Source organism: Streptomyces sp. NPDC025651, from assembly GCF_055558735.1.
The window spans coordinates 1,183,298-1,205,354 of record NZ_JBVHLZ010000001.1 but is presented as its reverse complement, the minus strand read 5'-3'; the positions used below and the strand labels follow the sequence as shown (position 1 = coordinate 1,205,354).

13 protein-coding genes are annotated in these 22,057 nt (G+C 72.4%); 10 read left to right on the top strand and 3 right to left on the bottom strand.

The genetic code is table 11. The features are described 5' to 3' along the window. Positions 1 to 5,419 (bottom strand): beta-ketoacyl synthase N-terminal-like domain-containing protein (locus ACZ4D5_RS05625; RefSeq protein WP_467771033.1); only part of this gene is annotated, 5,419 nt, incomplete at its 3' end. 266 nt (positions 5,420 to 5,685) lie between these two features. Between ACZ4D5_RS05625 and cobT the strand changes: the two genes are divergently transcribed. The 3 genes from cobT to ACZ4D5_RS05610 all read left to right on the top strand — a co-directional run bounded on the left by cobT (position 5,686) and on the right by ACZ4D5_RS05610 (position 9,356). Continuing rightward, a complete protein-coding gene (gene cobT, locus ACZ4D5_RS05620; RefSeq protein WP_467771032.1) occupies positions 5,686 to 6,795 on the top strand; it encodes a nicotinate-nucleotide--dimethylbenzimidazole phosphoribosyltransferase in 1,110 nt (369 codons plus the stop codon). Between the two features lie 78 nt (positions 6,796 to 6,873). Further along, positions 6,874 to 8,640 (top strand): phosphatidylglycerol lysyltransferase domain-containing protein, encoded by a 1,767-nt coding sequence (locus ACZ4D5_RS05615; RefSeq protein ID WP_467771031.1) that lies wholly within the window; start codon positions 6,874 to 6,876, stop codon positions 8,638 to 8,640. After that, on the top strand, positions 8,637 to 9,356 hold the full coding sequence (locus tag ACZ4D5_RS05610; protein ID WP_467771030.1) for a hypothetical protein: 720 nt from the start codon (positions 8,637 to 8,639) through the stop codon (positions 9,354 to 9,356). The genes ACZ4D5_RS05615 and ACZ4D5_RS05610 overlap by 4 nt, the downstream gene beginning before the upstream one ends. Here the strand turns inward: ACZ4D5_RS05610 and ACZ4D5_RS05605 are convergent. After that, positions 9,275 to 10,060 (bottom strand): hypothetical protein, encoded by a 786-nt coding sequence (locus ACZ4D5_RS05605; RefSeq protein WP_467771029.1) that lies wholly within the window; start codon positions 10,058 to 10,060, stop codon positions 9,275 to 9,277. The genes ACZ4D5_RS05610 and ACZ4D5_RS05605 overlap by 82 nt on opposite strands. A gap of 67 nt (positions 10,061 to 10,127) precedes the next feature. On the opposite strand from ACZ4D5_RS05605, the gene ACZ4D5_RS05600 reads away from it, so the two are divergent. From ACZ4D5_RS05600 to ACZ4D5_RS05570, 7 genes are all read left to right on the top strand, one after another. Continuing rightward, entirely contained in the window at positions 10,128 to 10,910 is a 783-nt protein-coding gene (locus ACZ4D5_RS05600) for an adenosylcobinamide-GDP ribazoletransferase (protein WP_467771028.1), read from the top strand. A gap of 146 nt (positions 10,911 to 11,056) precedes the next feature. Beyond that, the gene (locus ACZ4D5_RS05595) at positions 11,057 to 12,601 is read left to right on the top strand and encodes a leucyl aminopeptidase (protein WP_467771027.1); all 1,545 of its coding nucleotides are present in this window, start codon (positions 11,057 to 11,059) and stop codon (positions 12,599 to 12,601) included. A gap of 297 nt (positions 12,602 to 12,898) precedes the next feature. Next, complete coding sequence (lpdA, locus tag ACZ4D5_RS05590; RefSeq protein ID WP_467771026.1) at positions 12,899 to 14,287, top strand: dihydrolipoyl dehydrogenase; 1,389 nt, start codon at positions 12,899 to 12,901, stop codon at positions 14,285 to 14,287. A 63-nt stretch (positions 14,288 to 14,350) separates the two neighbouring features. Continuing rightward, a complete protein-coding gene (gene sucB / locus ACZ4D5_RS05585; protein WP_467771025.1) occupies positions 14,351 to 16,111 on the top strand; it encodes a 2-oxoglutarate dehydrogenase, E2 component, dihydrolipoamide succinyltransferase in 1,761 nt (586 codons plus the stop codon). Positions 16,112 to 16,265: 154 nt separating this feature from the next. Further along, a complete protein-coding gene (locus tag ACZ4D5_RS05580) occupies positions 16,266 to 16,889 on the top strand; it encodes a GntR family transcriptional regulator (protein WP_362331400.1) in 624 nt (207 codons plus the stop codon). Positions 16,890 to 17,231: 342 nt separating this feature from the next. Beyond that, the gene (aceE, locus tag ACZ4D5_RS05575; RefSeq protein WP_467771024.1) at positions 17,232 to 19,928 is read left to right on the top strand and encodes a pyruvate dehydrogenase (acetyl-transferring), homodimeric type; all 2,697 of its coding nucleotides are present in this window, start codon (positions 17,232 to 17,234) and stop codon (positions 19,926 to 19,928) included. A 108-nt stretch (positions 19,929 to 20,036) separates the two neighbouring features. Further along, a complete protein-coding gene (locus ACZ4D5_RS05570; protein ID WP_467771023.1) occupies positions 20,037 to 21,008 on the top strand; it encodes a helix-turn-helix transcriptional regulator in 972 nt (323 codons plus the stop codon). On the opposite strand, the gene ACZ4D5_RS05565 is transcribed toward ACZ4D5_RS05570, so the two are convergent. After that, positions 20,999 to 21,940, bottom strand: a complete 942-nt coding sequence (locus tag ACZ4D5_RS05565) for an SDR family oxidoreductase (protein WP_467771022.1) — start codon at positions 21,938 to 21,940, stop codon at positions 20,999 to 21,001. The genes ACZ4D5_RS05570 and ACZ4D5_RS05565 overlap by 10 nt on opposite strands. Positions 21,941 to 22,057: the final 117 nt, after the last annotated feature.

Sequence of the window (22,057 nt, the reverse complement as noted above, 5' to 3'; positions counted from 1 at the left end):
CCGCCTCCAGATCCAGATCCGGCTCGATCATCTCCACCGGATAACCCGTACGCTCCGCGATCACCGCAAGAACCGTCCCGAGCACATCCACCTCGCGCTCGGGCGAAGCCTCCGGCTCAGGCCCGGGCGTGCTCGGCGTGGACGCCACCCTCGGCGTCAGCCACTCCGCGATGCCCGACGCCGTGCGCGCCCGCGTCAGCTCCTCCAGCTCCGCGTCCGGCAACGACCGCAGATCCACACCCGAACCAAGGAGCCGCTTGCCCAACTCCCCCGCGATCTCCGTCCGCTTGATCGAGTCGACACTCAGATCCGCCTCCAGATCCAGATCCGGCTCGATCATCTCCACCGGATAACCCGTACGCTCCGCGATCACCGCAAGAACCGTCCCGAGCACATCCACCTCGGCCGGAGCCTCCACCTGCGGCTCGGGCTCGGGCTCCGGCCGGGCCGACAGCTGCGACTGCGGCTGCGGCTGCGGCTGCGGCTGCGGCTGCGGAGCCACCTCCACGGCCACCGCGGCCGGAGCGACCGGCACCCCACCCGACCCGAAGTACGTCATGAGTACGTCCCGCTGCGCCGCCACCATCTCGCGGCTGCTGCGCAGGAATTCGTGGAGCAGGGCGTCCCGGTCCACCGGGGCCCCCGTCGTGTTGTCCGTACCGGAACCGGTCACAGTCGTCGTCTCCGTGATGAGTCGGGAAAGCCCTGGGATGCGTCGCGCGGGGTGCAGCGCCCCCGGCAGCAGGTCACCGCCCGCGGTGCGGACCACATGGCCGTCGACCGTCCAGCCGGGCCGTGCGGGGACCGCCGACGCGTCGACGGCGACCGCGTCGCGCCCGGCGAACAGCCGCGTCGCCGCCACCGGCACGCCCGCCACCGCGAGCCCCGCGACGCACTCCAGGAAGCCGCGCAGCCCGGCGTCGGGGCGGGGTTCGAAGGGCAGCGCCACATGCGGGCGCTCGCCGAGGACCTTGCCGACCAGGCCGGTCAGGACCGTGCCCGGCCCGGTCTCGACGAAGATCCGCGCCCCGGCGTCGTACATCGCCTCGATCTGCTCCGCGAAGCGGACGGGCGCGCCGATCTGTTCGGCGAGGTGGCCGCGTACGTCCTCAGGGGCGCAGGGATAGCGCGTGCCGGTGAGGTTGGCCCACACCGGGAACTCCGGAGCCCGCACCGGCGTGCGGCCGAGCGCCTCGGCGAAGCGGGGCACCGCCCCGGCGACGAGCGGGCTGTGGAAGGCGCAGGCGACCGGCAGCGCGCGGGCGCCGAAGCCGGCCGTGGTGAGCGCGTCGACGGCGCGGCCGACCGCCTCCGTGGGGCCGGAGATCACCGTCTGGGAGGGCGCGTTGTGGTTGGCGGCGACGACCTCGCGTACGAGATGCGCCTCGGCGAGGACCCGCGCCACGTCGTCGGCGGACGCGGCGACGGCCGCCATGGTCCCGGGGTCGCCGTCGGCGCGGGACGAGGTGGCCGCGAGGATGGCGTCGGCCCGCTCGCGGCTGAGCGCGCCGAGCCCGGCGGAGTCGAGGGCGCCCGCCGCGCACAGGGCGACGAGCTCGCCGTAGGAGTGCCCGGCCGCCATGTCGGGCCGCACGCCGAGGCCGCTGAGCACGTCGTACGCGGCGAGCGACACCGCGCCGAGCGCCGGCTGCGCGCACCGCGTGTCGGTGAGGCGGGCCCGCTGGGCGGCGCGCTCGGCGTCGTCGAAGGCGGCGGGCGGGAAGAGCGCGTCCACCGGGGCGTCGCGCAGGTGCCGCTGCGTCTCGGGGAACGCGGCGAACAGCTCGGCGAACATGCGGGGGCGCTGGCTGCCCTGTCCGGGGAAGAGGAACGCGACCTGGCCGCCGCCGTCCCCCGCGTTCCTGAACACCCCCGGCGCCGACTCGCCCGCCAGCAACGTCCGCAGCAGCGCGGGCAGTTCGTCCAGCGAATCGGCCACCACGGCCGCCCGCACGGGTCCCGCGCCCGCCCCTTGTTCGGCCCTGCGCGCCGCGCTGAGCGCGAGGTCGCGCAGGCGCCAGGGGCGGCCCGCCCGCTCCCCCGCCTCGCAGAGTTCGAGGAGCTCCTGGACCGCGCCGTCCGAGCGGAAGAGGAACAGCTCGGCGGGCCAGGCGTCCGCGCCGTGCCGGGGCGGGGCCCCGCCCTCGTACCCCTTCATCACCACATGGAAGTTGGTGCCGCCGAAGCCGAACGCGCTGACGCCCGCGACCCGTTGCCCCGCGGGCTCGGCCCACGGCAGCGTCCGGTCGTGGAGGGCGAAGGGGCCCTCGGGGGTCCACGCGGGGTTCGGCGCGTTGACGTGGAGGGTGCCGGGGCGGACGCCGGTGTGCAGGGCGAGGGCCGTCTTGATGAGTCCGGCGAGGCCCGCCGCACACTTGGTGTGGCCGATCTGGGACTTGACGGAGCCGACCACGCAGCGGCCGGACGCCGCGCCCGCCTCCTCGAACACCCCACTCAGCGTGGCGAGTTCGGTGCGGTCGCCGACGACCGTGCCGGTGCCGTGCGCCTCGACGAGACCGACCTCCGAGGGCGAGACGCGGGCCTGTGCGTACGCGCGCTCGAGGGCGGCCCGCTGCCCCTCCGGCCGCGGCGCGGTCAAGCCGAGCGAGCGGCCGTCGCTCGCGCTGCCGACACCCTTGATCACGGCGTACACGCGGTCGCCGTCGCGCTCGGCGTCCGCGAGCCGCTTGAGGACGACGCAGGCGACGCCCTCGCCGAGCGCGATGCCGTCGGCGTCCGCGTCGAAGGTGCGGCAGCGTCCCGTTCTGGACAGGGCGTGGACGGAGGAAAAGAGGATGTAGTCGTTGATGCCGTTGTGCAGGTCGGCGCCGCCGCACAGCGCGACGTCGGCGGCGCCCGACGCCAGCTCCTTGCAGGCCACGTCCACGGCCGTGAGCGAGGAGGCGCAGGCCGCGTCGACCGTGTAGTTGGCGCCGCCGAGGTCGAGGCGGTTGGCGATGCGCCCGGAGATGACGTTGGCGAGCATGCCGGGGAAGGAGTCCTCGGTCAGCTCGGGCAGCTGGTCGGCGAGTTCTTCGGGGAGGCGTCCGACGTACGAGGGAAGGACGGTCCGCAGCGTCGTCGCGTTCGAGGTGTCGCTGCCCGCCTCGGCGCCGAAGACGACGCAGGTGCGCTCGCGCGGGAACTCGCGCCGGTCGTAGCCCGCGTCGGCGAGCGCCCTGCGCGCGGCCTCCAGGGCGAGCAGCTGCACGGGTTCGATGCTGGCGAGCGAGGTGGGCGGGATGCCGTAGGCCAGCGGGTCGAAGGGGATCTCGGGCAGGAAGCCGCCCCAGCGGGAGGCCGAGACGTCGTGCGCGTCGGCGTCGTCGCCGTAGTACAGGGCGGGGTCCCAGCGGCCCTCGGGCACCTCCGTCACCGCGTCGGTGCCCGCGAGGACGTGCGCCCAGAAGGTCGCGAGGTCGGGGGCCTTCGGGAACATGCCCGCCATGCCGACGACGGCGATGTCCAGCGGCTCGGGCGCGGGCCGCTCGGCGGGCCGCTCGCGCGCCTTCAGGTCGCGGGCGCGGCGGGCGTAGAAGTCGGCGGCGCCGTCGGCTACGGAGGTGTGCAGGCGGTCGACGGTGGTGGTCGCGCCGCGCAGCACGGCGACCTCGCCGGCCATGAACATGCCCTCGCCGAGCTGGCGTTGCTCGTCGACGTCGAGGAGTTCGTCGCCGATGCGCTCGATGCCCTTGCTGGCGATGCGGAGCCGTCCGACGTTGAGCCGCTCCAGCTCCTCCCAGGCCTGCCGGTCGGGGACGCCCTGTTCGCGCAGCTCGTCCTTGAGCGCCTGGTAGGCGTCGCTGAAGGGGCTGGGGACACAGCGCGTGGCGTGGCCGGGCGCGGTGTGCAGGAGAGCGGTGCTCTCGGCTGTGATCACCTGTCTCTGGAAGAGCGGCTGGATGGCGCCGGACGCGACGGCCTCCTCCGTGAAGAGGTACGCCGTGCCCATCAGGACGCCGATGGACACCCCGCGCCCGGTGAGCCCGGCCGCGAGCGCCGCGACCATCGCCGCCGACCGCTCGTCGTGGATGCCGCCCGCGAACAGGACCTGGACGTCGCCGGGGTCCACGGCGTCGCTGTCGTCACCGCTCGCGTCGAGGAAGTCCTCCAGGACCGCGAGCTGCGCCTCCCACAGCGGGAAGCTGTTGCGCGGTCCGATGTGCCCGCCGCACTCGGCGCCCTCGAAGACGAAGCGCCGCGCGCCCGCCGAGAGGAACTGCCCGAGCAGGCCCGGCGAGGGCACGTGCAGGAAGGTCTTGATGCCGTCCGCTTCGAGGGCCGCGGCCTGCGAGGGCCGGCCGCCCGCGATGATCACGTGCGTGGGGCGCAGCTCACGTACGGCTTCGAGCTGCGCGGTGCGCACCTCCTCGGGCGCGAAGCCGAGGATGCCCACGCCCCAGGGGCGCTCGCCCAGCGCCGCCCTGGTCTGCTCCAGCATGGTGCGGGTCTGCGCGGGCGCGGCGAGGGCGAGCGCGATGAAGGGCAGGCCGCCGCCGTCGGCGACCGCGGCGGCGAACCGCGCCTGGTCGCTGACGCGGGTCATGGGGCCCTGGGCGACGGGCAGCGCGGTGCCCATCGCGCGGCACATCGCGGAGCCGCCGCGCAGGACGCCGGGATCGGCGTGCAGCGACCCCTCGATGCCCTCGCGCACCGCGCGGACGGCGGCGTCGACCGTGCCGTACCGCTCGGCGAACCGGGCGGCGAGGAACGCGTCCTGGCCCAGCGGCAGGAGGCGCTCGCGCAGTGCGGCGGGGACGCCGGGGCGGCGCCGGTCCAGGACGCGGTGGCCGTTCACGACGACGGTCTCGGAGCCGTCGGCGGTGCGCAGGAGTGCGGCGACGGCGGCCGGCGGCCGTGCCTCGTCCAGGAGCGCGAGCTGGACGTCGAGGACGACGCCGCGGGCGCCCGCGAGGACGGCGGCCGCGGCGGTGCGGGGGCCGACGCCGCCGCAGGCCCAGACGGGAACGGTGATCCGGGGGTCGGCCAGGACGTGCTGGAGCAGCACGAAGGTGGAGAGCTCGCCGCAGGGTCCGCCGCTCTCACTGCCGCGTACGACGATGCCGGCGGCGCCCTGGGCCACCGCGTCCCGCGCCTCGGCGACGCTGCGGACCTCGGCGACGACGGTCGGGGCCTGGACGTGGGCGATGCGCCAGGGGGCGTCGGGAGCGAGCAGGACGGTGTGCGGTCCCGTCCCTTCGGGGTCGTTCAGGTCGTCGGGGTGCAGGGCGCACTCCGCCGGGATGCGGACGCCGAAGGCGCCGGGCGCCCACTGGCGGGCGAGGCCGAGGGCTTCGCGGGCGCGGCGGTCGCCGGGGCCGAGGTCGAGGATGCCGAGCCCCCCGGACCGGCTGACGGCGGCGGCGAGTCGTGCGTCCGGCTCTCCGAACGGGCTGACGCCGATGACGGTGTGCGTCACGGGAGGAGACTCCTCTGTGCGATCAGTGCGGCGGTACGCGGTACAGCTGGTGCGGCTGTTTCGTCTGGTTTCAGCTGCGATACGACAATCCGATACAAACGGGAACGTAAGGGATCATCAGCGCCCGTGCAATGACGCTATGAATCCAATGCATCACATGGCGTAACTGCACGACGGGCCGACCTGACGGACCGTCACTTGAGTGGGTGCGCCGCCCGCAGGACCGTTCGAGCAACGCCGCCACCGCTCCCGGTACTGTTCGCCGAATGAGCTCGCTGAATCTCGACGACTTCACCGACCTGATCGAGCGGCCCGACGGCGGGGTGCGCCGCGACGCCGAGGAGCGCAGGGCACGGCAGACCCTGCCGCCCGGCGCCCTGGGCCGCCTCGACGAGCTGGGCGAGTGGCTGTCGGCGGCCCAGTCGGCCGTGCCGGTCAAGCCGGTCGAGCGGCCCCGCGTGGTGCTGTTCGCGGGCGACCACGGGGTCTCCGAGCTCGGGGTCTCCACGCGGCCCGCGGGCGGCGCCGCCGATCTGGTGCGCGCCGTACTGGCCGGCGAGAGCCCGGTGGCGGTGCTCGCGCGCCGTCTCGACGTGCCGGTCCGGGTCGTCGACATGGCGCTCGACTGCGACCCGTCCGAGCTGCCCGCCGAGGTCGCGGGGCACCGGGTGCGGCGCGGCTCGGGGCGCATCGACATCGAGGACGCGCTGACCGCGGAGGAGGCCGAACAGGCGGTGCGCGCGGGCATGGCCGTCGCCGACGAGGAGGCGGACTCCGGCACCGACCTGGTCGTGCTCGGCGACATCAGCGTGGGCGGCACGACGCCCGCGGCGACGCTGATCGCCGCGCTGTGCGGGACCGACGCGTCCGTGGTGACCGGGCGGGGCGGCGAGGCCATCGACGACCTGGCGTGGATGCGCAAGTGCGCGGCGGTGCGGGACGCGCTGCGGCGGGCCCGCCCCGTCCTCGGCGACCAGCTGGAGCTCCTCGCCGCGGTGGGCGGCGCCGACCTCGCCGCGATGACGGGCTTCCTGCTGCAGTGCGCGGTGCGGCGTACGCCGGTGATCCTCGACGGCGTCGTGGCGTCGGCGGCGGCGCTGGTGGCCCAGCGGGTCGCTTTCCGGTCACCGGACTGGTGGCTGGCGGGACACGACAGCGGGGAACCGGCACAGGCGAAGGCGCTGGACCGGATGGCGCTCGAACCGCTGCTCTCGCACGGCGTGAAGATCGGCGAGGGAGCGGGCGCGCTGCTTGCGCTGCCGCTGGTTCAGTCCGCCGCGGCGCTGGCCGCGGAGCTGCCCGAGCAGGAGCCCGCGGCGCCGGAGGCGGAGTCCCCCGAGGCGGCCGAGGAACCCTCCGAGGCAGCCGCCGAGTAGGCGACGGCGCCAGGGTAGGGCGAGAACCGGACAACCTGGCACAACACACCGCCCGCTCGCCCCATATGATCCCTTTTCATGGGAGATGAGCAGGTCGTCACCGGGCGACAGAAGTCACGCACCGTCATACAGCGCCGCGCCGCGGGGTTCGCCGTCTGGTATCTCCGCGCCGTCACCTTCATCAACTTTCTGAGCGCGGTCTGGGTCTCCCTCGGACAGGACCTGCGGCAGCACAACACGGAGAACTACTTCACTCCGTACCTGCTGACCGCGGGTTTCGCCTCCGGTCTGTTCACGCTGTTCCTCGCGATCACCATGCGGCGCCGCAAGCGCGCCGCATGGATCCTCAACCTCGTGCTCAGCGGGCTCTTCCTGCTGCTCTTCGCCTTCGCGATGATCTTCCCGGAGATCCGCCAGTACGCACAGAACTGGATCTCCCTCGTCCTGACCGCCGCCTTCGTCGCGGCCCTGGTCGTCGGGCGCCGCGAGTTCTACGCCAAGGGCGACCGCTCCAACCCCGCACTCGCCTCGGTCGTCGCGGTCGGCGGGCTCCTGGTCACCTCGCTGATCGCCACGCTGCTCGTCACCCTCACCAACACCGCCCACGACGACTACCGCTCGACCTTCCTGGACCGCTGGCGCTACGGCACCATGCGCCTGGTCTCGCTGGCCGCCGACGACAAGCGCTTCGAGGGCATCACCACGCCCGGCTGGGTCAACGTCTCCATCAACGTCCTGAGCGCGCTGCTGCTCTGCGCCGTCCTGTACGCCGCGTTCCGCTCCCGCAGGGCCGTCGACCCGCTCACCGAGGAGGACGAGGAGAAGCTGCGCGCGCTGCTCGACCAGCACGGCGACCGCGACTCGCTCGGCTACTTCTCGCTGCGCCGCGAGAAGAGCGTCGTGTGGTCGCCGACCGGCAAGGCGGCCGTCGCGTACCGCGTCGTCGGCGGGGTCTCGCTGGCCTCGGGCGACCCCATCGGCGACCCGGAGGCCTGGCCCGGCGCCATCGACCCCTGGCTCGCCGAGGCCCGCGAGCACGGCTGGATCCCCGCCGTCATGGGCGCGAGCGAGGAGGCGGGCACGATCTACGCGCGACACGGCCTGGACGCCCTGGAGCTGGGCGACGAAGCCATCGTGGAGATCGCGGAGTTCACCCTTGAGGGCCGCGCCATGCGCACCGTCCGCCAGGCGTACAACCGCGTGAAGCGCGCCGGGTACACGGTCCGCATCCGCCGCCACGAGGACATCCCCCACGACGAGATGGCCGAGCTCCTGCGCCGCGCCGACGACTGGCGCGACGGGGCGACCGAGCGCGGCTTCTCGATGGCGCTCGGCCGGCTCGGCGACCCGGCGGACGGGCAGTGCGTGATGCTCGAATGCACGGACGGGAACGGCGAGTTGAGGGCCGTGCTCTCCTTCGTGCCGTGGGGCCCGCACGGCCTCTCCCTCGACCTGATGCGGCGTGACCGCGACTCCGAGAACGGCCTGATGGAGTTCATGGTCATCGAACTCCTGCAGCGCGCCCCCGAGATCAAGATCACTCAGGTCTCGCTGAACTTCGCGATGTTCCGTTCGGTCTTCGAACGTGGCTCGCGGCTCGGCGCGGGACCGGTCCTGCGCCTGTGGCGTTCGCTGCTCAGCTTCTTCTCGCGGTGGTGGCAGATCGAGTCCCTCTACCGGGCCAACGCCAAGTACCGGCCGATCTGGGAACCCCGGTTCCTCCTCTTCGAGAAGAGCGGCGACCTGCTGCGCATCGGCATCGCATCGGCGCGCGCGGAGGGCTTCCTCGAAGCGCCCGGTCTGCCGAAGTGGCTGCACCGCAAACATCTGGAGTCGAGACGATGAGCACCCTGGCCCGCTACGCCCGCGCCGAGTGGGGACCGCTGTTCTCCACCGTGCGGGACGCGCTCGTCGCCCGGCGGTGGCGGGCCGTGCCCATGACCCTGTCGGCGGTCTGCCTGACCGCGCTGTTCCAGTACGTGCAGAACCAGTCCTGGGGCTACCAGTTCGTCCAGAACATCGGCTCCGTGCGCGCCGAGGAACCGCTCTGGCTGGCCCTGCTGCGCACCCCTCTCTCGCTCTTCGTGCCCGCGCTCGACCTGCCCGTGTGGGGCGCGCTCGCGCAGATCCTGCTGGTCTTCGGCATCGCGGAGATCTGCCTCGGCTGGTGGCGCACGCTCGTCATCGGGTACGCGGCCACGCTCGCCGGCACGCTCTACGCGCGCGTGGGCATCGAGCTCGGCCCCCAGAACCCCATCGGCCTGCCCGCCTCGGACGCGCAGGTGGTCGACACGGGCCCGTCGGCGGCCGTGGTGGGCCTCGCCCTCTACGTGTGCTGGCGCTACCGGGCGTACTTCACGGGGGCCCTGGTGGTCGCCGTGATGATCCTCGAGGTGGCCGTCAAGAACAACCTCGCGGGCCGGGAGCACCTGGCCGCCCTCGCCGCGGTGTTCGTGCTGTGCGCGCTCTCCGCGGTGCGTCACCGGCGCGGCGGGACGCGCTCCGGTTCCTCCGGGGCCGGGCCGGGATCCGGTTCGACGAAGCCGCCGATCCAGTCCTGAAGCTTGCGGCGCGGCCTCGACCAGCGGCGGTCGTGCCGGAAGGCCCGCAGCCCCGCACGCGCGCGTGCCCGGTGCCGGTTGCGGTAGAACCGCCGCGCCCACGCCGACCCCGGGCGGGCGAGCCGGATCGCGCCGACCAGCGCGACGAAGGGGACCACCATGCCGATCAGGGCGGTCCGCAGCTTGCCCTTGAGGAGCGCGATCAGGGCGAAGGCGCAGTTGACGCCGACGTTCAGCGCGAACAGGGCGCGGTTGTGCCGCTCGGTGACCGACAGGTCGTTCACCCCGAACGGCGTGAAGCCGGTGAGCACGAGGACCACCAGGGCGGCCGTGAGCATCACGACCTCCACGCTCTTGCGGCCCTGCTCGCTCCAGTAGACGTCGTCGAGGTGGAGGATCAGCGCGAACTCGTCGAGCACGAGCCCCGCGCCGATCCCGAAGATGACGGCGGCGTACAGCGGCCCGACGCCGTGCCGCCCCGCGGCCACCGCCCAGAACCCGCCGACCAGCATGAGGAAGATCCCCGGCACGACGTGGTGGATGTGCACGTCGCCCGAGCTGATGTTGCGGAACGGCCCCTTGCCCGCCCGGATGAGGCGCGTGATGGTGCGGGTGACCAGGAACGACCCCACGAAGGACAGCAGCGCGAGCAGCAGCGGCAGCTTCCCCGGCTCGACGATGTTCCGGTACCACCAGTCACCCATGGGCTCATCCTCCGTCCCCCAAGAGCGATCCGCAGGGCGGGGAGTTCCGCCGGGGTAGCCTTCCGCGGTGTCCAGAACCTCCCCCGCCGACGGCATACGTTTCGCCTTCGGCACCCTCACCGCGCTCCCCGTCCGCGTCACCAGGTGGGACCGCGAAGCGGCCCGCGCGGGCATGCAGTGGGCCCCCCTGGCCGGGCTCGTGGTCGGCCTGCTCGCCGCCGCGGTCGGCGGCGTCCTGACCGTCCTCGGCGGCGGCCCCCTCCTCGCCGCCGTGGCGACCGCGGCGACCCCCGCCGCCCTCACCCGCGGCCTGCACCTCGACGGCCTCGCGGACACCGCCGACGGCCTCGGCAGCGCCAAGCCCGCCGACGACGCGCTGCGCATCATGAAGCAGTCCGACATCGGCCCCTTCGGCGTCATCACCCTGCTCTTCGTGCTGCTCGCCCAGGTGGCCGTCCTCTGCCAGCTGTACGAGGCATCGTGGGCCCGCGGCGCGCTCGCCGCCGTCGTCTCGGCGACCGCCGCGCGCCTCGCCCTCACCCTGGCCGCCCGCGCCGGGGTGCCGCCGGCCCGCCCCGAGGGCCTCGGCGCCGCCGTCGCCGGGGTCGTCCCGCGCGGCGCGGCGCTGCTGGTCGCCGCGCTCGTGGTGGGCGGGGCGGCGGCCTGCGGGGCGCTGCTCGGCACGTACGACGTCCTGCGCGGCGCGGCGGCCGTCGTCCTCGCGCTCGGCGCCGCGGAGTTGCTCCTGCGGCACTGCGTACGGCGGTTCGGCGGGGTCACGGGCGACGTCTTCGGCGGCCTCGCGGAGACGGCGGCGACGGTCTCACTGGTGGCCCTCAGCCTCTCCTGACACACGCTCACCCCGAAACCCCGGCGAACCCGACACCCCGCCGAACACACACAGTGAGGCGCACCGCAGCGCTCACGGGCGTAGGCTCGCGACGGGCTCACCACCCCACAGCCCGTTGAAACTCACTGAAAGAGGACCTCACCACCGTGACTGCTCTGACTCTCAGCACCGCCGCCGCGTCCGGTCTGCGCGCCGACGCGATCGTCGTCGGTGTCGCCAAGGGCGCTGGATCAAAGGGGGGCCTGGTCGTCGCGTCCGGCGCCGAGGCCGTGGACAAGGCGTACGACGGCAAGCTCGCCTCCGTCCTGGAGACCCTCGGCGCCCGTGGGGCCGAGGGCGAGGTGACGAAGCTGCCCGCGCCGTCCGGCTTCAAGGCCCCGGTCGTCGTCGCGGTCGGCCTCGGCGAGGTCCCGGAGAAGGACGAGACGTACGGGACGGAGGCGCTGCGCAGCGCCGCCGGTGCCGCCGCCCGCGCTCTGACCGGCTCGAAGAAGGCCGCGTTCGCGCTGCCCGTCGAGGACGCCGAGGACGCCGGCGCCATCGCGGAGGGCGCGCTGCTCGGCGCGTACTCCTTCGACGCGTACAAGGACCAGGGCGCCAAGTCCGCGAAGAAGAACGGCAAGGACACCAAGGGCCCGCTCGCCGAGGTCGCCCTGCTCGGCGGCAAGCCCCGCGACAAGGCGTACAAGGCCGCGATCGAGCGCGCCATCGCCGTGAGCGAGGAGCTGAACCGCGCCCGCGACCTGGTCAACACCCCGCCGAACGACCTCAACCCCGAGGCCTTCGCGGCGGTCGCCACCGCGGCCGCCAAGGAGCACGGCATCAAGATCCAGGTGCTCGACGAGAAGGCGCTCACCAAGGGCGGCTACGGCGGCATCCTCGGCGTCGGCTCGGGCTCCGAGGCCCCGCCGCGCCTGGTGAAGCTCTCGTACACGCACTCCAAGGCGAAGAAGCACCTCGCCTTCGTCGGCAAGGGCATCACGTACGACTCGGGCGGCATCTCGCTGAAGCCCGCCGGTCACAACGAGACGATGAAGTGCGACATGGCCGGTGCCGCGGCCGTCTTCGCCGCCGTCGTCGCCGCCGCGCGCCTGGGCCTGGAGGTGAACGTCACCGGCTGGCTGGCGCTCGCCGAGAACATGCCCTCCGGCTCCGCGACCCGCCCCGGCGACGTCCTGCGCATGTACAGCGGCAAGACCGTCGAGGTCCTGAACACCGACGCCGAGGGCCGGCTCGTCCTGGCCGACGCGATCGCCAAGGCCTCCGAGGACAAGCCCGACGCGATCGTCGACGTGGCGACGCTGACCGGCGCCATGATGGTGGCGCTCGGCAACCGCACCTTCGGCATCATGGCGAACGACGACGCGTTCCGTACGGCGATCCACGAGATCGGCGAGGAGGTCGGCGAGCCGACCTGGCCGATGCCGCTCCCCGCGGACCTGCGCAAGGGCATGGACTCCCCCACCGCCGACATCGCCAACATCGGCGAGCGCATGGGCGGCGGCCTGGTGGCCGGCCTCTTCCTGAAGGAGTTCGTGGGCGAGGGCATCACCTGGGCCCACCTGGACATCGCGGGCCCGGCCTTCCACGAGGGCGCCCCGTACGGCTACACGCCCAAGGGCGGCACCGGCTCCGCGGTCCGCACCCTGGTCCGTCTGGCCGAGCACACGGCCGCGGGCGACCTGGGCTGATTCGGGTCCTTCGCACCGGGGCCCCGGACGTTCCCGCGTCCGGGGCCCCGCGCGATTTCGCCCTCGACGAAATCCGTACGTTCATACGCAGTGGTAACCCCTGGAGACGGTGGATCAGACGTCTCACAGCCTGGCCCGGCGTCCCGTCTCCCGCCGACAAGTGCGAAGATGGGTTCTCGGCAGGACAGGGCCCCCACCAAAGGGCCGAAACAAGAGCGGCCGAATACCAGCCGACCGACCGGTCGTCCCCCGCGAAAAGGGGTCCGGCGTACGGCGCACATGCATGGAGGACGTGACGTGGCGAACGACGCCAGCACCGTTTTCGACCTAGTGATCCTCGGCGGTGGTAGCGGCGGTTACGCCGCGGCGCTGCGCGGAGCGCAGCTGGGCCTGGACGTCGCCCTGATCGAGAAGAACAAGCTCGGCGGCACCTGCCTGCACAACGGCTGCATCCCCACGAAGGCGCTGCTGCACGCCGGCGAGATCGCCGACCAGGCGCGCGAGGCCGACCAGTTCGGCGTGAAGGCCACCTTCGAGGGCATCGACATCGCGGCCGTCCACAAGTACAAGGACGACGTGATCTCGGGCCTCTACAAGGGTCTGCAGGGCCTCGTCGCCTCGCGCAAGGTGACGTACATCGAGGGCGAGGGCAAGCTCTCCTCCCCGACCTCCGTGGACGTGAACGGCCAGCGCATCCAGGGCCGCCACGTCCTCCTCGCGACCGGCTCCGTGCCGAAGTCGCTGCCGGGCCTGGAGATCGACGGCAACCGCATCATCTCCTCGGACCACGCGCTGACCCTGGACCGCGTCCCGCAGTCCGCCATCATCCTGGGCGGCGGCGTCATCGGCGTCGAGTTCGCCTCCGCGTGGAAGTCCTTCGGGACCGACGTCACGGTCATCGAGGGCCTCAAGCACCTCGTCCCCGTCGAGGACGAGAACAGCTCCAAGCTTCTTGAGCGCGCCTTCCGCAAGCGCGGCATCAAGTTCAACCTCGGCACGTTCTTCGAGAAGGCCGAGTACACCGAGAACGGCGTGCGCGTCACCCTCGCGGACGGCAAGACCTTCGAGGCCGAGGTCCTCCTGGTCGCCATCGGCCGCGGCCCCGTCTCGCAGGGCCTCGGTTACGAGGAGCAGGGCGTCGCCATGGACCGCGGCTACGTCCTGGTCGACGAGTACATGCAGACCAACGTCCCGACCATCTCGGCCGTGGGCGACCTGGTGCCGACCCTCCAGCTCGCGCACGTCGGCTTCGCCGAGGGCATGCTGGTGGCGGAGCGCCTGGCCGGCCTCAAGACCGTCCCGGTCGACTACGACGGCGTGCCCCGGGTGACGTACTGCCACCCCGAGGTCGCCTCCGTGGGCATCACCGAGGCCAAGGCCAAGGAGATCTACGGCGCGGACAAGGTCGTCGCCCTCAAGTACAACCTCGCGGGCAACGGCAAGAGCAAGATCCTGAAGACCGCGGGCGAGATCAAGCTCGTCCAGGTCAAGGACGGTGCCGTCGTCGGCGTCCACATGGTCGGCGACCGCATGGGCGAGCAGGTCGGCGAGGCCCAGCTGATCTACAACTGGGAGGCGCTGCCGGCCGAGGTCGCCCAGCTCATCCACGCCCACCCGACGCAGAACGAGGCGCTGGGCGAGGCGCACCTGGCCCTGGCGGGCAAGCCGCTGCACTCCCACGACTGACCCTTCAGTCACACGGGCGCGACGACCAGACTTTCCGCAAATTCGTAAGGAGCAACAGAAACCATGGCGGTTTCCGTATCCCTTCCGGCGCTCGGCGAGAGCGTCACCGAGGGCACTGTCACCCGTTGGCTGAAGGCCGAGGGCGAGCGCGTCGAGGCCGACGAGCCGCTGCTCGAGGTGTCGACCGACAAGGTCGACACCGAGATCCCCTCGCCCGCCTCCGGCATCCTGGCCTCCATCAAGGTCGCCGAGGACGAGACCGTCGAGGTCGGCGCCGAGCTCGCCGTCATCGACGACGGCTCGGGCGACGCGGGCGCTTCGGCCGCCCCGGCGCAGGCCGAGGCCCCCGCCGCCCCCGCCCAGGAGGCCCCGCAGCAGGAGGCCCCGGCCCAGGCCGAGGCGCCCGCCGCTCCGGCCGCCCCCGCCGGCGGTTCCGCCGAGGGCACCGACATCACGCTGCCCGCGCTCGGTGAGTCGGTCACCGAGGGCACCGTCACCCGTTGGCTGAAGGAGGTCGGCGAGGAGGTCGCGGCCGACGAGCCCCTCCTGGAGGTCTCGACGGACAAGGTCGACACCGAGATCCCCTCGCCGGTCGCGGGCGTGCTGCTCGAGATCGTCGTCGGTGAGGACGAGACCGCCGAGGTCGGCGCCAAGCTCGCCGTCATCGGTGCCCCGGGTGCCGCTCCGGCCGCCGCCGCTCCGGCTGCTCCGGCCGCCCCCGCCGCCGAGGCCCCGGCGCCGGCCGCCCCGGCCGCTCCGGCCCCGGCTCCCGCCGCCCCGGCCGCGCCCGCCGCTGCCGCTCCGGCCCCGGCTCAGCCCGCCGCTCCGGCCCCCGCCCCGGCCCCGGCCCAGCCGCAGGCGCCCGCCGCCCCGGCCCCGGTCACCCCGGCCGACGACGGTGCCTACGTGACCCCGCTGGTCCGCAAGCTCGCGTCCGAGAACGGCGTGAACCTCTCCGAGGTCAAGGGCACCGGCGTCGGCGGCCGCATCCGCAAGCAGGACGTCATCGCCGCCGCCGAGGCCAAGAAGGCCGCCCCGGCTCCGGCCGCCGCCGCTGCTCCGGCCGCCGCGTCGAAGGCCCCGGCCCTGGAGGTCTCCCCCCTCCGCGGCCAGACGGTCAAGATGACCCGCATGCGCAAGGTCATCGGCGACAACATGATGAAGGCGCTGCACTCGCAGGCCCAGCTGACCTCGGTCGTCGAGGTCGACATCACCAAGCTGATGAAGCTGCGTGCCAAGGCGAAGGACGCGTTCGCGGCTCGCGAGGGCGTCAAGCTCTCCCCGATGCCGTTCTTCGTCAAGGCCGCGGCTCAGGCGCTGAAGGCCCACCCGGTCATCAACGCCCGGATCAACGACGACGAAGGCACCATCACGTACTTCGACTCGGAGAACATCGGCATCGCCGTGGACGCCGAGAAGGGTCTGATGACGCCGGTCATCAAGGGTGCGGGCGACCTGAACATCGCCGGTATCTCCAAGAAGACCGCCGAGCTCGCGGGCAAGGCCCGTGGCGGTGGCCTCACCCCGGACGACATGTCGGGCGCCACCTTCACGATCTCCAACACCGGTTCGCGCGGCGCCCTGTTCGACACGGTCATCGTGCCGCCGAACCAGGCCGCCATCCTCGGCATCGGTGCCACGGTGAAGCGTCCGGTCGTCATCAACCACCCGGACCTCGGCGAGACCATCGCGGTCCGCGACATGACGTACCTCTCGCTCTCCTACGACCACCGTCTGGTGGACGGCGCGGACGCCGCCCGCTACCTGACCGCGGTCAAGGCGATCCTGGAGGCCGGCGAGTTCGAGGTCGAGCTCGGCCTGTAGTCCGTCTGCCGGTTTCGCCCGGCGATGAGGCTGTAACACTCGTCTCATCAGCGCGTACGCCCCCGTCCGGAGGTTTCCGGACGGGGGCGTCGCCGTATTGTCTAGGGGTCACAACGCCCTGGGGTGCCTGCCTGCCCCTGCCTGAGGAGCCCACATGACCGCGCCCGTCGTTCACTCGCTGCGCGAACAGATCCGCGAGCACATCGTGGAAGGGATCGTCAGCGGGCGCTGGAAGCCGGGCGAGCGCATCGTGGAGCGCCGTATCGCCGTGGAGCTGGAGGTCTCGCAGACTCCGGTGCGCGAGGCGCTGCGCGAGCTGGAGACGCTGCGGCTGATCGAGTCGGCGCCCAACAAAGGCGTGCGCGTACGGAACTTGACCGCGGCGGACCTGGAGGAGAGCTACCCCGTCCGCGCCGGTCTGGAGGCCATCGCCGCGGAGCTCGCGGCGGAGCGGCTCGCCGAGGACTGCTCGGCCCTGGAGCCCCATGTCGCGGCCCTCTACGAGGCGGACCGCGCCTCCGACGGGACCGGACAGGTGCGGCACACCGTGGCCTTCCACCGGGAGCTGGTGCGGGCCGCGGACAACTCCGTGCTCCTGCACACCTGGGAGGGCCTCGGCATCGAGGTCTTCACGGCCCTGTCCATCCGCTGGCTGGGCACGGTCCAGCAGTCGTACGCGGAGGAGCACGAGGCCCTGGTCTCCGCGTTCCAGCGGCGTGATCCGGCCATCGCGGAGCTGGTGAAGGCCCACGTCCTGGGCTGCGCGCCGCGGGCCTGAGCCGGAGCCGGGCTCCGGCCCTCTCCCTCTCCCCCTGCCTCTCCCTCCGCTCATTCGTGTGCCTGTTCCCGCAGACGTGCTCCCACCTGCGTAAACCCTTCAAATCCAAGGCACCCGGTGCCCTCTTTCCTGGCACCGGATGCCGACTTTCTCGATCTGGAGAAGTTTTTCCCTCAACGCTTTGATCGATCATCGATCACGGGCTTACAGTCGACGACGGCCCTGTGGCCGAGTCACACAAACGATTCCGCACCAGAGCCACACGCCCTGTCCTGCCAAGACACCGGGCACCCCCACCCCTTACCGAACAGGGGACCCCCTCCGACTCAGGAAGGCGGCGCAATGACCGACCCCTCCGCAATCCAGCCGAGCGAGCTCGACCAGCTCCCGGACCGCGACCCCGAGGAGACCGCCGAATGGCAGGCCTCCCTGGACGCCGTCACCGAGGCGGCCGGGCCGCACCGTGCCGCGTACTTGATGCGCCGCACGCTGGAGCGCGCCGAGGGCGCGGGCCTGGCGCTGCCCAAGCTCCTCGAGACCGACTACGTCAACACCATCCCCACCTCCGCCGAGCCGTCCATCGACGGTGACGAGGAGATGGAGCGGAAGATCACGGCGTGGAACCGCTGGAACGCGGCCGCCATGGTCACCCGCGGCTCCAAGTACGGCGTCGGCGGCCACATCGCGACCTTCGCGTCCGCGGCCTGGCTGTACGAGACCGGCTTCAACCACTTCTTCAAGGGCAAGGAGGGGGATGGCTCCGGCGACCAGCTGTACATCCAGGGCCACGCCTCCCCCGGCATCTACGCCCGCGCCTTCCTCGACGGCCGTCTGAACGAGACGCAGCTCGACAACTTCCGCCAGGAGGCCGGCGGCAACGGCCTCCCGTCGTACCCGCACCCGCGCCGCCTGCCCTGGCTGTGGGAGTTCCCGACCGTCTCCATGGGTCTGGGCCCGCTCTCCGCGATCTACCAGGCGCGCTTCAACCGGTACCTCACCAACCGCGGCATCAAGGACGTCTCCGCCTCACACGTGTGGGCGTTCCTCGGCGACGGCGAGATGGACGAGCCCGAGTCGACGGCGGCACTCGCGCTCGCGAGCCGCGAGGGTCTGGACAACCTGACCTTCGTCATCAACTGCAACCTGCAGCGCCTGGACGGCCCGGTCCGCGCCAACTTCAAGATCGTGCAGGAGCTGGAGGCCCAGTTCCGCGGCGCCGGCTGGAACGTCGTGAAGTCGCTGTGGGGCAACGCCTGGGACGAGCTGTTCCAGCTCGACACCACCGGCGCCCTGATCCGCCGCATCCGCGAGGTGCCGGACGCGCAGGTGCAGACGTACCAGACGCGCGACGCCGCCTACATCCGCGAGGACTTCTTCGGCAAGGACCCGGCGCTCGTCGAGATGGCGAAGCTGCTGTCCGACGACAAGATCCTGGAGTGCTTCCACCTCTCCCGCGGTGGCCACGAGCCGCGCAAGGTCTACGCCGCGTACAAGGCCGCCCTGGAGCACAAGGGCGCCCCGACCGTGATCCTGGCGCAGACCGTCAAGGGCTTCACCCTGGGTGAGGGCTTCGCGTCGAAGAACGCGAACCACCAGATGAAGAAGCTCACGACGGACGAGTTCAAGAACATGCGTGACCTTCTTGAACTGCCGATCAGCGACAGCCAGTTCGTCGACGGCGTGGTCCCCTACGGCCACCCGGGCGCCGACGCCCCCGAGGTCCGCTACCTCCAGGAGCGCCGCGCGGCCCTCGGCGGCCCGGCCCCGGCCCGCCGTACGCAGCCGCTGCCCGCGCTGCCGCAGGCCGCCGACAAGGCGTTCGCCTCCTTCGACAAGGGTTCCGGCTCGCAGTCGGTGGCGACGACCATGGCGTTCGTACGCCTGGTCAAGGACCTCGTACGCGACAAGGAGACCGGCAAGCGCTGGGTGCCGATCGTCCCCGACGAGGCGCGCACCTTCGGCATGGAGTCGCTCTTCCCGTCGCTCGGCATCTACTCGCCCAAGGGCCAGACGTACGAGCCGGTCGACCGCGACCAGCTGATGTACTACAAGGAGGCCAAGAACGGCCAGATCCTCAACGAGGGGATCACCGAGGCCGGTTCGATGGCGGACTTCATCGCCGCGGCGTCGTCCTACGCGACGCACGGCGAAGCGATGATCCCCTTCTACATCTTCTACTCGATGTTCGGCTGGCAGCGCACGGCCGACCAGATGTGGCAGCTCGGCGACCAGCTCGGCCGCGGCTTCCTCATCGGCGCCACGGCCGGCCGTACGACGCTGACGGGTGAGGGTCTGCAGCACGCGGACGGCCACTCGCCGGTGATCGCCGCGACGAACCCCGCCGCGCTGTCGTACGACCCCGCGTTCGCCTACGAGATCGCCGCGATCGTCAAGGACGGTCTGCGCCGCATGTACGGCGAGGCCGCCCCGGGTGAGGACCAGGACGTCTTCTACTACCTCACCGTCTACAACGAGCCGATGCCGCAGCCCGCGAAGCCCGCGGGTGTGGACGAGGGCATCATCAAGGGCCTGTACCGCTTCAACACGGCCGAGACCGCCGGGCTCTCGCCCGCGGCCAACGCCGCGCGGATCCAGCTCATCGGTTCGGGTACGGCCATCCACTGGACGCTCCAGGCCCAGAAGCTGCTCGCCGAGGAGTGGGGCGTGGCCGCCGACGTGTGGTCCGCGACGTCCTGGACCGAGCTGCGGCGCGACGCCCTGGAGGCGGACGAGGCGCTGCTGCGCGGCGAGGAGCGCACCCCGTACGTGCGCCAGGCGCTCGACGGCGCCAAGGGCCCCGTGCTCGCCGTCTCCGACTACATGCGCCAGGTCCCCGACCAGATCGCGCAGTGGGTCGAGCAGGACTACTCCTCGCTCGGCGCGGACGGCTTCGGCCTCTCCGACACGCGGGACGCGGCGCGCCGCCACTTCGGCGTGGACGCCGAGTCGATCGTGGTCGCCGCGCTGGCGCAGCTCGCCCGCCGGGGCGAGGTGCCTGCTTCCGCGGTGAAGGAAGCCCGGGCGAAGTACGGGCTGTAAGCCTTCGGGAGTTCGAGGCCGCCGCTGCGCGGCGGATGTCTCCCACCCGCCCGCCCGTTCACCTCACGGTGAACGGGCGGGCGTTTTGGTACACGGCATCATGGGCGTATGCGCGCTGCCCGCCTCATCAAGATGGTTCTGCTGCTCCAGTCACGGCCCTCCATGACCGCCGCCGAGCTCGCGGCCGAGCTTGAGGTGTCCGAGCGGACCATCACGCGCGACGCGCAGGCGCTGTCGGAGGCGGGCGTGCCCGTCTACGCCGACCGGGGGCGCACCGGCGGCTACCGGCTCATCGGCGGTTACCGCACCCGTCTCACCGGGCTCGGGCGCAGCGAGGCCGAGGCGCTGTTCCTGTCCGGAGTGCCGGGCGCGCTGCGGGAGATGGGCCTGGAGGACGCCGCGTCGGCCGCCCGTCTGAAGGTGTCGGCGGCGCTCATGCCCTCCCTGCGGGACGCCTCGCAGAACGCCTCGCAGCGGTTCCATCTGGACGCGCCCGGCTGGTTCAAGGAGACGCCCGCGCCCGAGCTGCTTCCCGCCGTCGCGGACGCGGTGTGGGACGACCGCCGGGTCACGGCCCGCTACCGCCGCCAGGAGGCCGAGGTGGAGCGGGAGTTGGAGCCGTACGGGCTCGTGCTCAAGGCGGGCGTCTGGTACCTGTGCGCGCGGGTGCCGGACTCGGGGTCGTACCGCGTGTACCGCATCGACCGGTTCACCGCCGTCGTGTCCGGCGAGGAACGCTTCGTACGCGACGAGGAGTTCGACCTGCCGGGCTTCTGGGAGGAGCGTGCGGCGCAGTTCGCGCGGGCGATCCTCAGGTCCGAGGTCGTGGTGCGGCTCTCCGAGGCGGGGGTGCGCAGACTGCCGTACGCCACCGATACCGTCTCCGCGCGCGAGGCGCTGGAGTCGGCGGGCGAGCCCGACGCGAGGGGCCTGCTGACGCTCACCCTGCCCGTCGAGAACGAGGACGTGGCCTATACGCAGCTCATGGGGCTCGGCCCGGAGGTGGAGGTCCTGGAGCCGCTGAGCCTGCGCGAACGCTTCGCGCAGGCCTCGGCGCGGACGGCGGAGCTCTACCGGTAGCCGGTGACGTCGGCGGTCTCGCTCTCCTGGTCGACCTCGGTGAGGTAGCGCCAGGCGTCGGGCCGCGAGCCGTCCACGTCCGTGAAGCCGTACTCCTGGGCGAGTCCTCCGCTGGAGAGCGACGTGCCGTTGTGGCGCGCCACGTCGGGGTCGGCGGCGAGGGCGACCAGCGCACGGCCCACGAACGTCGGCGTCTCGGAGATCGCGAAGTGCGGGTTCTGCTCGCGCCCGTCGAGCCAGTTCTCCTCGGTCACCTTGAAGTGGGTGTCGAGCATGGCCTCCGAGCGCAGCCAGCCGGGGGTGAGGCAGAGCGCCGTGCAGCCGAACTCCGCGACCTCCTGGGCGAGCCCGCGCGCCATGCGCAGCGGGGCCGCCTTGGCGAGGTCGTAGTAGAACGGCTTGCGGTAGCGGGGGCCGTTGTACTCCTCGGTTCCGTCGGTGACCTCGACGACGAGGCCGCCGGGGTTCCTGACCAGCAGCGGCAGCGCGTACCGGCTGGTGACGATGTGGGTCTCGATACCGAGGCGCAGGATGCGCATCCCCTTGTCGAGGTCGTGCTCCCACATCTTCTTGTCCCACTCGACGTGGACGTCGCCGCCCCAGATGTCGTTGACGAGGATGTCCAGGCGGCCCTGCTCGCGGTCGATGCGCTCGACGAGCGCCTCGACCTGCTCGGGCTCCAGGTGGTCGGTGGGCACGGCGACGCCCTTGCCTCCTGCCGCGTCCACCAGCTCGGCGGTGCCCTCGATGGTCTCGGTGGTGCGGCCGACCTCGCTGGTGTGCTCGCGGGTGGTCCGCCCCGTCACGTACACGGTGGCCCCGGCGCGGCCGAGCTCCACGGCCATGGCGCGGCCCGCGCCGCGGGTGGCGCCCGCGACGAGGGCGGTCTTTCCGGTGAGGGGCTGCGGGGTGTGCGGCTGTGTGCTGTTCATGTGGTCGAGGCTGCCACCGAATGCCGACACCTTCTGTCGGTCTTTCCATGGGCATGTGCACGCATAACGAGACAGCCGCATTCCGGCGCACTCCGCGTGCGCCCCCACTCCGCAGGA